This is a genomic window from Parvimonas sp. D9 (genome assembly GCF_035282565.1).
Lineage (GTDB): Bacteria > Bacillota > Clostridia > Tissierellales > Peptoniphilaceae > Parvimonas > Parvimonas micra.
In genome coordinates, this window is sequence record NZ_JAYKBM010000002.1 from 239,672 (window position 1) to 253,098 (window position 13,427).

General features: G+C 27.7%; 13 protein-coding genes. 2 read left to right on the forward strand and 11 right to left on the reverse strand.

Annotated features, from left to right (window positions below):
- Positions 1 to 6: 6 nt before the first annotated feature.
- Both VJI94_RS03395 and VJI94_RS03400 read right to left on the reverse strand, forming a co-directional pair.
- Positions 7 to 1,023, reverse strand: coding sequence for a hypothetical protein (locus tag VJI94_RS03395; protein ID WP_324008330.1), 1,017 nt, complete (start codon positions 1,021 to 1,023; stop codon positions 7 to 9).
- Between the two features lie 8 nt (positions 1,024 to 1,031).
- Positions 1,032 to 2,324 (reverse strand): NAD(P)H-dependent oxidoreductase, encoded by a 1,293-nt coding sequence (locus VJI94_RS03400; protein ID WP_004832964.1) that lies wholly within the window; start codon positions 2,322 to 2,324, stop codon positions 1,032 to 1,034.
- A 256-nt stretch (positions 2,325 to 2,580) separates the two neighbouring features.
- Here VJI94_RS03400 and VJI94_RS03405 point away from each other — a divergent pair, with 256 nt between their 5' ends.
- Together VJI94_RS03405 and VJI94_RS03410 are read left to right on the forward strand one after the other, a co-directional pair.
- Positions 2,581 to 3,639, forward strand: coding sequence for a rod shape-determining protein (locus VJI94_RS03405; protein WP_004832963.1), 1,059 nt, complete (start codon positions 2,581 to 2,583; stop codon positions 3,637 to 3,639).
- Position 3,640: 1 nt separating this feature from the next.
- On the forward strand, positions 3,641 to 4,555 hold the full coding sequence (locus VJI94_RS03410; protein WP_324008331.1) for a TIGR01212 family radical SAM protein: 915 nt from the start codon (positions 3,641 to 3,643) through the stop codon (positions 4,553 to 4,555).
- A gap of 54 nt (positions 4,556 to 4,609) precedes the next feature.
- Here the strand turns inward: VJI94_RS03410 and VJI94_RS03415 are convergent, their stop codons facing one another.
- The 9 genes from VJI94_RS03415 to coaBC all read right to left on the reverse strand — a co-directional run bounded on the left by VJI94_RS03415 (position 4,610) and on the right by coaBC (position 13,427).
- Positions 4,610 to 5,089, reverse strand: a complete 480-nt coding sequence (locus tag VJI94_RS03415; RefSeq protein ID WP_324008333.1) for a GNAT family N-acetyltransferase — start codon at positions 5,087 to 5,089, stop codon at positions 4,610 to 4,612.
- 10 nt (positions 5,090 to 5,099) lie between these two features.
- Positions 5,100 to 5,369, reverse strand: a complete 270-nt coding sequence (locus VJI94_RS03420) for a DUF2087 domain-containing protein (RefSeq protein ID WP_324008334.1) — start codon at positions 5,367 to 5,369, stop codon at positions 5,100 to 5,102.
- Positions 5,370 to 5,562: 193 nt separating this feature from the next.
- Entirely contained in the window at positions 5,563 to 6,327 is a 765-nt protein-coding gene (locus tag VJI94_RS03425; protein ID WP_029949822.1) for a class I SAM-dependent methyltransferase, read from the reverse strand.
- Between the two features lie 128 nt (positions 6,328 to 6,455).
- The gene (locus VJI94_RS03430; protein WP_004832955.1) at positions 6,456 to 6,845 is read right to left on the reverse strand and encodes a bleomycin resistance protein; all 390 of its coding nucleotides are present in this window, start codon (positions 6,843 to 6,845) and stop codon (positions 6,456 to 6,458) included.
- A 279-nt stretch (positions 6,846 to 7,124) separates the two neighbouring features.
- A complete protein-coding gene (gene rsmB, locus VJI94_RS03435; protein ID WP_324008335.1) occupies positions 7,125 to 8,429 on the reverse strand; it encodes a 16S rRNA (cytosine(967)-C(5))-methyltransferase RsmB in 1,305 nt (434 codons plus the stop codon).
- The gene (gene fmt, locus VJI94_RS03440; protein ID WP_324008336.1) at positions 8,429 to 9,352 is read right to left on the reverse strand and encodes a methionyl-tRNA formyltransferase; all 924 of its coding nucleotides are present in this window, start codon (positions 9,350 to 9,352) and stop codon (positions 8,429 to 8,431) included. The genes rsmB and fmt overlap by 1 nt, the downstream gene beginning before the upstream one ends.
- Complete coding sequence (gene def / locus VJI94_RS03445; protein WP_324008337.1) at positions 9,352 to 9,846, reverse strand: peptide deformylase; 495 nt, start codon at positions 9,844 to 9,846, stop codon at positions 9,352 to 9,354. The genes fmt and def overlap by 1 nt, the downstream gene beginning before the upstream one ends.
- A gap of 9 nt (positions 9,847 to 9,855) precedes the next feature.
- Positions 9,856 to 12,252 (reverse strand): primosomal protein N', encoded by a 2,397-nt coding sequence (priA, locus tag VJI94_RS03450; RefSeq protein WP_324008339.1) that lies wholly within the window; start codon positions 12,250 to 12,252, stop codon positions 9,856 to 9,858.
- On the reverse strand, positions 12,246 to 13,427 hold the full coding sequence (gene coaBC / locus VJI94_RS03455) for a bifunctional phosphopantothenoylcysteine decarboxylase/phosphopantothenate--cysteine ligase CoaBC (protein WP_324008340.1): 1,182 nt from the start codon (positions 13,425 to 13,427) through the stop codon (positions 12,246 to 12,248). The genes priA and coaBC overlap by 7 nt, the downstream gene beginning before the upstream one ends.

A 13,427-nucleotide genomic window follows, 5' to 3' on the forward strand; every position in this document is an offset into this window, starting at 1 on the left:
TCCCTCCTATTTTATTTTTTTATATTTATCTTTTTGAATCAAATAAACTGAATCTTCACTTTGAATAGAATCTACTATTTCACCTGAAAATTCTTTAGTTTTAAAAGTAGCTTTATCAATCAATACATACCCATTTTTTTTGACTAGCAGAATATCTTTACTTAAAATGTAAGATTTCACATAGTCATCACCAATATCAACAGTTTTTTCAAGTTTTAAATCCTTAGCATTAAAGACTTTTAAGTCTTCAGAAAACAAGTAAATTTTCCCAGAATCATAAACAACATTTTTTAAATTTTTTATATAATATTGATTTTTTATAATATTTTTTTCAAAAAGATATAATTTTTCATTTGTAGCAACAAAAAGTTTATCATCTAAATCATTTACAAAACCAAATTCTATTATAAATTCATTAAAAAATGTAAAGTCACAAACAGTTGACTTATCTTTTGCATTCAAAATATGAAATCTTGACTTAATTGAATTTTCATATTTTACATAATCTGTATAGGCAAAATTATTTTTACTTTTTGAAAATTTTACATATCCGGGATTTTGAACATCTTCATTTGAATATATTTCAGTCAGATTCTCATCAAAAATTTTAAAACTCGCATTATTGATTAAAATCAATTTATTATTTTCAATAATAAAATCTTGAATTTCTTTTTCCAATGAAATTCTTTTAATTTCATCAAAATTCTTGCTATACATAATTATTTCATTAGGCATAAGTGAATAGATGACATCATTTGAAACTCTAATTTTTCCATTGTTTTCAATCTCTTTTTCTAATTTAAGTTTTCCATTTTTATTAAATCGTAAAAATTTATTTTTTTCAAAGATGTACATTTCATCTTTTATAAATTCGATTTTACTATAAGGTTTTGAAAAATCATAAGCTACCTCTTTATCAGAGTTGCCTGAAAATTTAAAACTTAAAAATATAATCAATATAATAACTGCAATAACCGAAATTCCTATTGCAATTCTATTTTTATATTTTAAAATTATTTCCATATTTTCTCCTAAAGACCTAATTTATCTTGTTTTCTTCTAAGTTTAGTTATAATATGATCCTCATCCAATTCCACCATATCAAGAGTTATCAGTTCGTCTTTTTTTACATCAACTTTTAATTTAGTTTTTTTAGTAATCATAGCAATTGGTAAAAGATTTCTATTTTTTTGATCTGCATGGCTTGTTATAGTTCCAAAAACAGATTTGCCGCCAATCCCTTCTAAAATTTCTCCTGCTTTTAAATCTTTCTTTGCAACTGTAACAGTGTCTGAAACTTGTCCACAAGCAGGAACAATAGTTGACTCTTTTTCAACAATTGCATTATATATTGTAATTGGAGTTTCCAAACTTGTTAAGTGATAAGGTCTATAAATTGCATAGTTCGGTCCGTCACCCATTTTTAAATATTTCATTAAATCGTGAACTTCATCACTATCACTTGTTACGATAGCATAAACTCCGGGAGCAACTCCAAAAGCAAAATCTACAGTCTTATAATTATTTAAAATTCCACCTTGTTCCTTTAGAGAAAAAATTTTCGCTAGTTCAGCAGGTGTAGTATTTGGACCATGACAACCAATAACATCAGGGACAAAACCTAATGCATTTGCAGCACTTGTAAGTTCAATCATGGTGTTTGTTCCGTCAATAAAACCGGCAAGCATTTTTGGATAGAGTCCTTTTGAAATTGCTTCCTCTCTGACTTCATCCTCTGTTATATAATGATTAAGCGGATTATTTTTCCCTTTTCCAACAGCAAGAAGTTTAAACCCTGCACCTAAAGCAAAATCAGCAAGTTCCATAATAGCTCCGGGTTCATCCCCAGCAGATCCTGTATAAATAACATTTTTCTTTTTTGCTAAATTGAATAAATACGGTCCAATAACTGCATCACATTCAACATTTAACATAATTGTATGCTTTCTATTTTCAATTGCTTCCATTGCTAAAATTGCTCCAAAAGGAGGATTTCCCGTTGCATCAACAACTCCTTTAATATCTTGTAGCTTACAAGCAATAGAATAGTCATCAGAAACTACATACATTCCATTCTTTATAGAATTTTCAATTATTTTTATATTATCGCTTGTAGTAATATCCGACTTTCTAACACCGGATGAAATAAGAGCTTCCATAGCTTTTTCAGGCTTTTCATCTATTACAACAGAACTTGTAAGACCTTTAATTCTGGAAAGTTGATTAACAAGTCCTTTTCCCATTTTTCCGGCTCCAACAAGAGCAAACTTAACTTCTCTATTTGCATTATATAAATTATTAAGTTTATTTTTCATTCTAAACATAAAAGTCCTCCATAATTTATTATTAATTATATCATTCTTATTTTACTACACTACATAAATTTTATCAAATTTTTTTATATGGAAATTACTCTTTACTATATGTAAATTTTAGTGTAAAATTATAGTAATATAATTTCGTTTAAAATAAATAAACAAAAAATTATGTTTAAATTAAATTTATAAATAAAATTATTCAAGATTTTACATTTTGAATAATTTTTAAGTAAAATAGATAGGAGATTTTTAAAGGATTTTTATGAAGTATTTTAGAAAAACTCTTGCCATTGATTTTGGAACATCAAAGGTAGTAACTTTTGTAGAAAATAAAGGTATCATTGTAAATGAACCGTCAGTCGTTACTATGGATACATATAAAAATAAAATATTATCTTATGGAGAAACAGCAAAAAAATTATTGGGTCGTATTCCGGGAAATGTAGTTGCAAAAAGGCCTGTAATTGCAGGAAATATTGTAGATTTTAATGCAACAGAAGCAATTATAAAAAGAGCAATAAAAAAATCTGTCGGAAAAAATTTTTTCAGACCGAATGTTTTAGTTTGTATTGCAAGTGAATTGACACAAGTACAAAAAAGAGCAATAACTCAAGCTGTAAAACTTGCGGGTGCAAATAATGTTGTGCTTTTAGAAGAAACAATAACGGCTGCCATTGGATGTGGTATAAATATAAATGATCCATCAGGCACTATGGTTGTTGATATTGGTGCCGGAAAAACAGATATTTCCGTAATTTCAAATGGAGAAATAATTATTGCAAAAAGTTTAAGTGTCGGTGGAAATACAATTGATCAAGCCATTGCGGATTTCATTCGTACAAGATATAATATGCTTATTGGAGAAAACACAGCAGAACTTATCAAGTTATCAGCTGCAAGAGCATATCCTACAAATGACGGCTCAATGTATGAAATTAAAGGAAGAAATGTAATGAATGGTCTTCCAATGCATATTTTTGTAAATGATTCAGATATTTCTCACGCAATTGGAATGACTTTAAATAAGATTTTAAATGCAATAACAGAAACTTTAGAAAAAACCCCTCCTGAATTAATTGCAGACATTTCTGAAAAGGGATTAATATTAACCGGAGGTACATCTCTAATTCCCGGACTTGTTGAATTAATAACGGATAGAACTCATCTAGAGGTTATAAATCCGGAAAATCCTGAATTAATGGTAATAAAAGGTGCCGGAAGATTTTTGAAAAATGTTGATTTCTCAAATGATGAAATAGAATATCTAGACGAATTAAAACGTCATGTTTTAGAACAAAAAGAACAATTAAGAAAGAGATAATATGCAAAGATATAATGATTTAAGTTCTTATCTAAAGAAAAAATTCGGCTCAAGACTTTTAAAACTCTCCATCGATGGAGGGTTTTCTTGTCCAAATAGAAAAAATGGAAAAAAAGGCTGCAAATTTTGCTCAGAAACTGGAAGTGGAGAATTTACCACAAAAAGAAAATCAATAACAGAACAATTAAAAGCTCAAATCAGCTTTTTAAAAGAAAAAGATAAAAGCAATGGTTATATTGCCTACTTTCAAAGCTATACAAATACATTTTTACCTGTAGAAGAACTAAGGAAAATGTACTATGAGGCAATAAATTTTCCAAATGTCAAAGTGCTATCCATAGCTACAAGAGCCGACTGTTTCAATGAAGATATTTATAAATTACTTGCAGAACTGAATGAAAAAATTGAAGTCTGGATTGAGCTTGGATTACAAAGCTCAAATGAAAAAACAAGAAATAATATGAATATTGGATACAGTACAAAAACATTTGAAAATTGTGTGAAAAAGCTTAAAGAATTAAATATAAAAACTATCTTTCATATAATTTTCGGTCTTCCAAATGAAACGAAAAAAGATTATAAAAATACTATTGATTATGTAAATACCAAAAAACCTTGGGGAATTAAGATTCACAGCCTTTATATTCAGAACGATTGTGAACTATATAAAGAATATATAAAAAATAGTTTCAAAGTAATAACTTGGGATGAATATATAGATGCTTTGATTATGGCAATAGAAAATTTAGACAAGGACATAATTATTCATAGGCTCACAGGAGATGGCGATAAAGAAAAACTCGTTGCTCCCCTATGGTCAAAAAATAAAATTAAAACAATAGGAGAAGTTAGTAAAATTCTAAAACAAAGAAATTTATATCAAGGAATAAACCACAAAAATAAAGGAGCTTTATAAAAAGCTCCTTAACATTTTTTTATTAAATTAATTAGCTATAAAAACTTTGAAAATCTAATATAATCTAAACAATTTCATCCCCCATTCATCAACTCCATTTTCTCTAAAACCTAATTGTTTCCAAAATCGAATTGAATTATCTTTCATTGAATTTAAAACATAATGTGTTGCTCCAAGTGATTTTGTATATTTTTCTAATCTTTTAAAACATTCCAAACCTTTTAATTTATTTCTAAATTCAGGATATATCCAAAAATCCATTATAAAACATTCTCCAAAATATTTTCCATCTTCATTGGTATAAATCGTAAATTGAACTGCTCCTATTTCTATATCATTTTCAAAAAAGTAGGCAATATAATGTCTGTCTTTATCATTATTCATACTATTTTCTAAAAAATCTCTGTACTCGCTACTTAAAAAGTATTCTATATCTTCCTTATCCGTAACAATTTCATCTTCTATTAAGTATTTAATATGTTTATCCCAAAACACATTTGTTTCATTAACAGAAATTTCCCTAATATCTATCATAACTCTCCTACTAAATTAAATCCAATACCGACTTATCAAAGAAATATTCTCTCCCATCATCAGTTCTTTTTAAAAGTTTAAAATCAACCATAAATCTTCTCAAATAACAATAATCTGCATAGTATTTCTTTAAAATCTCATTAATTTCTTTTTCCGTATATTTTCTTTCATCAAAGCAAATAGAAGCTAAATAAACAAAAAGTTCATATTTATCTTTTTGTTTTTTTGGCATATTTACAATCATACCATCTTTTATCCATTTATCTTTATTAAATTCCATAAACACTCTCCCTAATATTTGACACAGTTTTTGTCCATCGTCGAAAAAGGCTCATCTAAAAGCAATATTTCTTTTCCTAATAAAATTGCTCTTAAATAATTTACTAATAGTTTTACTTCGACAAACTGAGATTTAGATTTTAACCCTTAAGGAAAATAAAACGGGCTATTCTCCTGAGGGATTTTCTATAATATTATAGTTTAATGCAAAGTGTAGCTATATAGTCATTTCCATAACGTGATAATCTATTTCTTTTATCACATGATTCATAAAAATCTATCATAGCGAGACCATTTTTAAGTTGTCCTCTAATCTGAGTTTCTAAGGTATGGCTAAATTCATATCCATATTCTGGATTTATGGTTATCTTGCCTTGCTCTTCAAGCTCTTTTGAATTAAAAGGTATTGAAAACTTTAAAAGTAATTCCTCATCGGGTTTGTCCCATACAATGTCAGCATCATACATGTATATCCAGGGATTCATAAATCCGACCATTAACAGTCCACCCTTTTTCAATACTCGAGAGGCTTCTTTATACATGTTTTCTAAATCTTCTATATATACATTTGAAACCGGATTAAAAATAATATCAAAAGTTTCATTTTCAAATGGAAATGGTTTTGTCATATCGCCTTGAACTGTATTGATTTTTAAGCCTTCTCTTTTAGCAACCATATCATCTCTTTGTAATTGTGATTTAGAAAAATCCATTATGGTTACATCATAACCTTTTATAGCAAAAACTGGACCCTGCTGTCCACCACCACAAGCTAAACCTAATATCTTTTTTCCGTTTGCTTTTTCAAACCATTCTTTTGGAACTTTTTTCCCAACAGTTAATGCAACAGAAATTGGATTATTTCTAACTTCTTCTAATTCTTCATGTGTCAATGGCTCAGTATAGTCATTTTTTACATTATTCCATCTATCTTCATTTAATTTTATATAATTGTTCATCTTATAATCTCCTCGTAATTTTATATTATTTCGATTTAAGTTGAATATCCGCACTTTCTTTTTGTCATTTTATTTAATTGTTTTAGCGCGACAAGTCTGAGTTTACCTACCCTTCAAATCAAGAGTCATCAGTTTGTAAACCTCAATAAATATCCATTAGGATCTTGAATCAGGAACTCCATTTGTATTTCTTCAATTCCGTTAACCCTATATACACTTCTAATCAGCTCTCTGTAAATCTCTAATTGTTTGCTTTTCACTAATTCATATAGTTTCTCAATATCATCAACTGATATTGAAAAATTTATTCCTCTTCCTAAAGGATAGATTAGTTCCCCTGTATTCCAGCCATCATCATGAATTTGTTCAAACATAAACTGACTATCTTGAAAAGACATAAAAACAAATTTCACTTCCGGTCGTTCGTACTCTATTTTAAATCCTAATTCTTCATAAAAATTTTTAGTCTGAACAATATCAAAAACTGATAATTCAGGAATCAAACTATTAAACTCCATATAAACTCCTCATAAAATTCTAATTTGCCAATTTTTCATTCATTTTATTATACCACTTCCCCCCCCATATTTGTCATTCAATCAAGCTGAATATTCATTTTTCTAACTATATTTTTTAATCCACTATAAAATAGTACAAGATTTTTAAGGTTTTTTTCTCTTTTGACTTATTTTATCCTTAAATAGTTCATCATCTTGAATCATTTCCTTCCGCTTTACTAATTTTTGATTAAGACAATTTTCTTATAAAAAAGAGATTGAAGACTACTCCTCAATCCCTTAATTCTCTTTAACAAATTTTATTATAAAAAATCCATTATGTTTTTGTTTTTCTGGTAATAATTTTATAAATTTTTCTGATTTACCCAAAAATTCAACATCTTTTATTTTTAAATTTTTATGTTTTTCTAAAAAATATTTGACATTTTCTTCATTTTCACATTTCAAAACAGAGCAAGTGCTGTAAACTATCTCTCCTTTATCTTTTAGATATTCTACTGCATTATCAAAAATTTTTCTCTGTAATTCAATTATTTCATCAATAGTTTCTTGACTTCTGAATAATTTTATTTCAGGTTTTCTATCCATAACTCCAATTCCTGAACAAATTACATCACAGAGTATATAGTCAAATTGTTCTTTATATTCCTCTTTGTAAATTGAAGCGTCAAAATTTAGTAATTTTACATTTTTTATATTAAGTCTTTTACAATTTTCTTCTATCTTTTTTAATTTACTCTTTACAATATCGTTCGCAAAGATTTCTCCACTATTTTTCATCTGAAAAGCTAGATGACAAGTTTTTCCACCCGGTGCAGAACAAATATCTAAAACTTTTGAATTTTCTTTTGGTGCTAAAACTTCTCCTGTTAAAATACTACCAACATCTTGAACTGTAAAATCTCCTCTTTTAAAACTTTCAGTCTCCAATATGTTAGTAGGATTTTCTACAAAATAAGTAAGTTTTGAAATTTCAGATTTTTTAAGCTTATATCCGTCTTTTTCCAAATCTTTAACAACTTTTTCTTCCGTCTTTTCAAAAGATGAAATTCTTATTGCAAAATGAGGTTTGAACATTGAATTTTCAAGAATTTTTATAGTTTCTTCCCTGCCATAATCTGCAAGTAAATTTTTTACAATATCCATATTTGCAGAATATTTTATAGAGATAGTTTCCTCTACGCAGTCAGCTTCAATCTTTATAAAGTCTTCTTTATTTCTCAAAAAATTTCTTAAAGATCCATTAACAAAAGAGGAAAATTTTTTAAGTTTAAAAACTTTTGTAAGATTAACAGCCTCATTTATTATTGCAAATTCAGGAATTTTATCCATAAAAATAATCTGATAGATAGAAATTCTTAGAATATTTAATATATATGGATTGAACTTTTTAATTCTTAGTTTACATAGTTTCTTAATTATATAATCAAGATAAATTCTGTTTTCCAAAGTTCCATATACAATTTCTCTTAAAAATTTGCTATCTAAATCAGAAATATTTTTTGTGCTTTTATTTAATAAATTTGTTGAATTTGAATTTTCATCTTTGATTTTACAAAGAATCTCAACTGCAAGTTTTCTCATTATTTTAAAATTTCTCCAACTTTAATAGAATTGCCACGAAGATAGTCTTTAACTAAAACTCTTTTTTTCCCTGAAAATTGAATTTCTAAAAGTTTTATACTTCCGTCTAAAGTTTTAACAAAAATTGCATCATCTGAAACTTTAAAAATTGTTCCAACATTTTCATTCGGATTTTCTTTTGAAATTTCAGCTCTATGAATTTTTATATTTTCTCCCATATATTCACAAAATGTACTGGGCCAATTATAAAAACCTCTAATTTTGTTGAAAATATTTCTTGAAGTATCATTAAAATCAAGTTTTCCCATTTCCTTTTTTATCATAGGAGCATAGGAAAATTTATCTCCCTGTTTAGCTCTGTTTTTGTATTTGTTTTCAAAGTCATTAATAGTTTTAACAATCAAACTCGAACCCATTTTTGAAAGTCTTTCATAAAGAGTTTCAGCATTGTCTGACTCTAAAATTTCTGTTTCTTCAATATCCAAAACATCTCCCGTATCAAGCCCCACATCTATTGACATAATACTTACACCCGTTTTTTTTAGACCGTTTACAATAGCCCAATTTATCGGTGCAGAACCTCTAAGTTCCGGTAAAATAGAAGCATGAATATTTAAAATTTTTCCTTTCATAAAGTCGATTAGCCTTTTGTCAATTATCTGTCCAAATGCTACTACGACAATAAAATCAGGATTTATTTCTTTTACGACTTCAAAAAATTCATCACTTTTTACACTATCAGGAGTTACAACTTCAAGACCAAGTTCTAATGCTCTTTGCTTTACTGGAGTTGGTAATAATTTTTTTCTGTTTCTAAGTTTGTCTTTTTGAGAAACAACTAAAGAAACTTCAAAATTTTCATTCAAAGTTTCTAAAGGAGGAACTGCAAAATCCGGCGTTCCCATAAAAATTATTTTTTTCATTATTCTTCCTCACCGTAATACAATTTCTCATACATTTCAGCTTCTTCTCCTTCTAAAGCTAAATCTGTAAATAAAATTCCATTTAAGTGATCTATTTCGTGACAAATACAAACAGCTAATAATCCTGTTGCATCTATAATTTGTTCATTTTCATCTACATCCGTATATTTGAATTTTACTTTTTCAGGTCTCTTTACAAACCCTCTAACATCAGGAATTGAAAGACAGCCTTCAGGTCCAACTTGTTCTCCGGAACTTTCTAAAATTTCAGGATTTATCATTTTAAGTAATCCATGTTCATCTCCAACATCAATTGTTACAAGTCTTTTTAAAATTCCAATTTGAGGACATGCAAGTCCAACTCCGTCTGAATTATACATTGTTTCTGCCATATCTTCAAGCAGATTTTTTATTTTATCGTCAATAACTTCAACTTTCCTTGCCTTTTTTCTAAGAACAGGATCGTCATCAATTCTAATATTTCTTAATGCCATTTTACCTCCTTAATCTATCGTCAAAATTAATTTCCCATTTTTTTCAGTATTAAATGAATACTTTTTATTGAAAATTAATTCTGTTAAAAATTGTCTAAAGACATCATAGTCTTCTAGAACTTTTATAGTCAAATTATATCTATACACCATATTTACCCATTTTATCGCATCAGGATTAGGTCCTAGAATAATTATATTTTTTAAATTTATTTCTTTTTTAAATTTATCAAAAATTAAATCTCTTATTTTTTTCAGTTCTTCCATACAATTTTCAACATTTTTACTTCTAAATTGAAAATTCACTATATGAGCCTTTGGCGGATAAAGAAAACTTCTTCTAAAATTTATTTCTTCTCTGAAAAATTCTTCATAATTATGATCTGAAGAATTAACAATACTGTAATGACTTGGTTTATAAGTTTGGATTATAACTTTTCCCTCTTTTTCTCCACGACCCGAACGACCTGCAACCTGTGTCAAAAGCTGAAAAGTTTTTTCAGCCGATCTAAATGATGGTATATTTAAACTTATATCAGCAAGTACAACTCCTACCAAAGTTACATTTGGAAAGTCGAGTCCTTTTGAAATCATCTGAGTACCGATTAAAATATCAATTTCCTTATTTTTCATCTTTTGATAAACTTCTTCATAGACTCCTTTTTCCTTTGAAGTATCTGCGTCTATTCTACAAACTTTAGCATCTTTAAAAGTATTTTTAATATATTCTTCCAATGCTTCAGTTCCAAAGCCGAATTCTTTTATGGATTGTTTAAAACAATTTGGACATATTTTAGGTTTTGGCTTAGTTCTTCCGCACATATGACAAATACAAACATCTTTTCTATTATCTTTGTGATAGGTCATAGAAATATCACAATAATCGCATTTTTGAACATAACCGCAACTTCTACAAAAAACGAAAGAGCTTCTTCCACGTTTATTTAAAAATAAAATTACCTGTTCTTTTCTATCCAAAGTTTTCTGAATTTCTTCATAAAGACTATTGCTTAAAATACTTTTATTCCCAAGCAAAAGTTCTTCACGCATATCAACAATTTCAACTTCAGGTAAGGAATTTTTTGTAGCTCTGTTTTTTAACTCTAAAAGCTTTATATCATCACTATTTGTTCTCTCATAAATATTTACAGACGGAGTTGCAGAACCTAAAACGAGTTTTGCTCCGGACAACCCGACTAAACATTCTGCCACTTCATGAGTATAATATTTTGGATTTTGGTCACTAATATAACTAGATTCATGCTCTTCATCAATTATTACAAGTCCCAAGTTTTTTATAGGAGAAAAAATTGCAGATCTAGCTCCAACCACAATTTTTATATCCTTGTCTTGAATTTGTTTCCATTGATTTAATTTTTCAATCATTGTAAGTCTGGAATGGATAATTGCAATATTATTTCCAAAACGTCCTGAAAATCTCTCTATGGTCTGTGGTGTAAGACTAATTTCAGGAACTAAAATTATACTGCTTTTTCCCTGTTCTAACATATTTTCAACGAGTTGAAGATAAATCTCAGTCTTTCCACTACCAGTTATTCCATGAATTAAAAATTTATTATTTTCGGAACTTAAAATATTGTCCAAAACTTCTTTTTGTTCTTTATTTAACTTTAATTTTTTATAGCTACTTGTTTTTTCAATAGAATTTTTATAAATTTTATTTTCAGTTAAAACAAGTGCCTCCATTGAAATCAAAGAATCTATTACAGTTTTTGTAAAGTTGTTTTCTCTTAATTCTTTAACACTTACAAAATCTTTTCCTTTTAAAAAATTCAAAAGTTCTAATTGTTTTACTGCATTTTTACGAATTTTTGAAAAATCAAAGTCTTTGTTAAGTTTAACAAATTTTTCTAAAAATTTATTTTCCGAGTTGTTATATTTGTATTTTTTTACTAAAATTTCATTTTCAATTAGATAATTTACCTTTTTATCATCATTATAAAATTCTCGAATTTCTAAAATATTTTTTCTCTTTGAAAAAAATTCAGTTTCAACAGTTGAAAATTCATTGTATTTTTCTTTATTTAAAACAAAAAATTCTTCAATTTTACTCCAATCTCCGGGAGGCAAAACACAATTTAGACAATAAGAAAGATTTGTAATGTATTTTTCACTCATAAACTTTGCAAGTTTAATCTGTGTTTTACTTACAATTTCCTTTTCATCTATAACCATATTAATTTCTTTGAACTTTATATCTGTTTCAATATCTTTTTCATCTAAAATATTTATAACAAGTCCAACCGTTCCCTTATTTCCTTTACCAAAAGGAACAATTACCCTCTTACCTACTGAAATTTCTTCTTCAATATTTTTAGGGATTTTATAAGTAAAAATATTTTCAGCTCTTGATAGTAAAAAAGACTTAACAACAACTTCTGCTAACATATTTTCTCCAAAATAGCATCTAAAATTTTATCTGCAATTTCTCTCTTAGTTAAAACTTCCGTTTCAATTTCACTATCTTTAGTAATGATAGTAACCTTATTAAAATCAGAGCCAAAGCCGCTATCTTTTAATGAAACGTCATTTGCAACTATCATATCCAAATTTTTATTCTTCATCTTTGAAATTGCATAATCTTTAACTGAATTTGTTTCAGCTGCAAAGCCTACAACAAATTGTGATTTTTTGTGCTCTGAAATACTTTTTAAAATATCAATATTATTTTCAATTTCAATATTTTCAAAATTTTCAGTCTTTTTGATTTTAAAATCTTTTTTATTTTTTACCTTAAAATCAACTGGTGCAGCAGGCATAATCAAAATATCTGCCTCATCAAAATTTTCTTTAAGAGAGTTATACATATCTTCATTGGTTTTTACATCAATGTACTCAATACCAAATTTTCTGTAATCACTATTAACTTTTCCGCACACTACTTTTACTTCAGCTCCACGTCTTTTAGCACATAGTGCCAATTCATTTCCCATTTTTCCACTACTATAATTTGAAATGTATCTAACTGGATCAATGTCTTCAACTGTTGCACCATTTCCTATTAAAATCTTTTTTCCAAGTAAATCTTTTTTTACAAAATAGCTCTCAATTTCCTCGAAAATTTTTTCAGTTGTAGGAAATTTTCCTTTTCCATAATCACCACAAGCAAGGCGACCATAATCAGGGCTTAAAACAATATGTCTTTCTTTTAAAATTTCAATATTTTTTTGAGTCGCAGGATTTTCATACATATTAACATTCATAGCCGGCACTAAAATCATTTTTTTAGTATGTGCAAGTACTATATTTGTAATTAAATTATCAGCAATTCCATAAACAATTTTAGCCATAGTATTTGCAGTAAGTGGTGCAAGAACAATACAATCAGCTTTCTTTGCAAGTTTTATATGCTTAACCTCGCTATCCATATCTCTTTCAAAGACATCACTATAAACCTTATTTTGACTCATTGTTTCAAAAATCAAAGGATTTATAAGTTTAGTTGCGTTTTCAGTCATAACAACATTAACTTCATATCCTGCCTTAACCAACATACTTACCAAGTCTAAAGACTTGTAAATTGCAATTCCCGAAGTTACTCCAACTAAAATATTTTTTTTCAT

Excerpts from the sequence above, each read along its gene's own strand:
- VJI94_RS03400 (WP_004832964.1), bottom strand. The coding sequence starts at position 2,324 with ATGTTTAGAATGAAAAATAAACTTAATAATTTATATAATGCAAATAGA.
- VJI94_RS03430 (WP_004832955.1), bottom strand. The coding sequence starts at position 6,845 with ATGGAGTTTAATAGTTTGATTCCTGAATTATCAGTTTTTGATATTGTT.
- coaBC (WP_324008340.1), bottom strand. The coding sequence starts at position 13,427 with ATGAAAAAAAATATTTTAGTTGGAGTAACTTCGGGAATTGCAATTTAC.
- VJI94_RS03405 (WP_004832963.1), top strand. The coding sequence starts at position 2,581 with ATGAAGTATTTTAGAAAAACTCTTGCCATTGATTTTGGAACATCAAAG.
- VJI94_RS03420 (WP_324008334.1), bottom strand. The coding sequence starts at position 5,369 with ATGGAATTTAATAAAGATAAATGGATAAAAGATGGTATGATTGTAAAT.
- priA (WP_324008339.1), bottom strand. The coding sequence starts at position 12,252 with ATGTTAGCAGAAGTTGTTGTTAAGTCTTTTTTACTATCAAGAGCTGAA.
- def (WP_324008337.1), bottom strand. The coding sequence starts at position 9,846 with ATGGCATTAAGAAATATTAGAATTGATGACGATCCTGTTCTTAGAAAA.
- VJI94_RS03415 (WP_324008333.1), bottom strand. The coding sequence starts at position 5,089 with ATGATAGATATTAGGGAAATTTCTGTTAATGAAACAAATGTGTTTTGG.
- VJI94_RS03425 (WP_029949822.1), bottom strand. The coding sequence starts at position 6,327 with ATGAACAATTATATAAAATTAAATGAAGATAGATGGAATAATGTAAAA.
- fmt (WP_324008336.1), bottom strand. The coding sequence starts at position 9,352 with ATGAAAAAAATAATTTTTATGGGAACGCCGGATTTTGCAGTTCCTCCT.
- rsmB (WP_324008335.1), bottom strand. The coding sequence starts at position 8,429 with ATGAGAAAACTTGCAGTTGAGATTCTTTGTAAAATCAAAGATGAAAAT.
- VJI94_RS03395 (WP_324008330.1), bottom strand. The coding sequence starts at position 1,023 with ATGGAAATAATTTTAAAATATAAAAATAGAATTGCAATAGGAATTTCG.
- VJI94_RS03410 (WP_324008331.1), top strand. The coding sequence starts at position 3,641 with ATGCAAAGATATAATGATTTAAGTTCTTATCTAAAGAAAAAATTCGGC.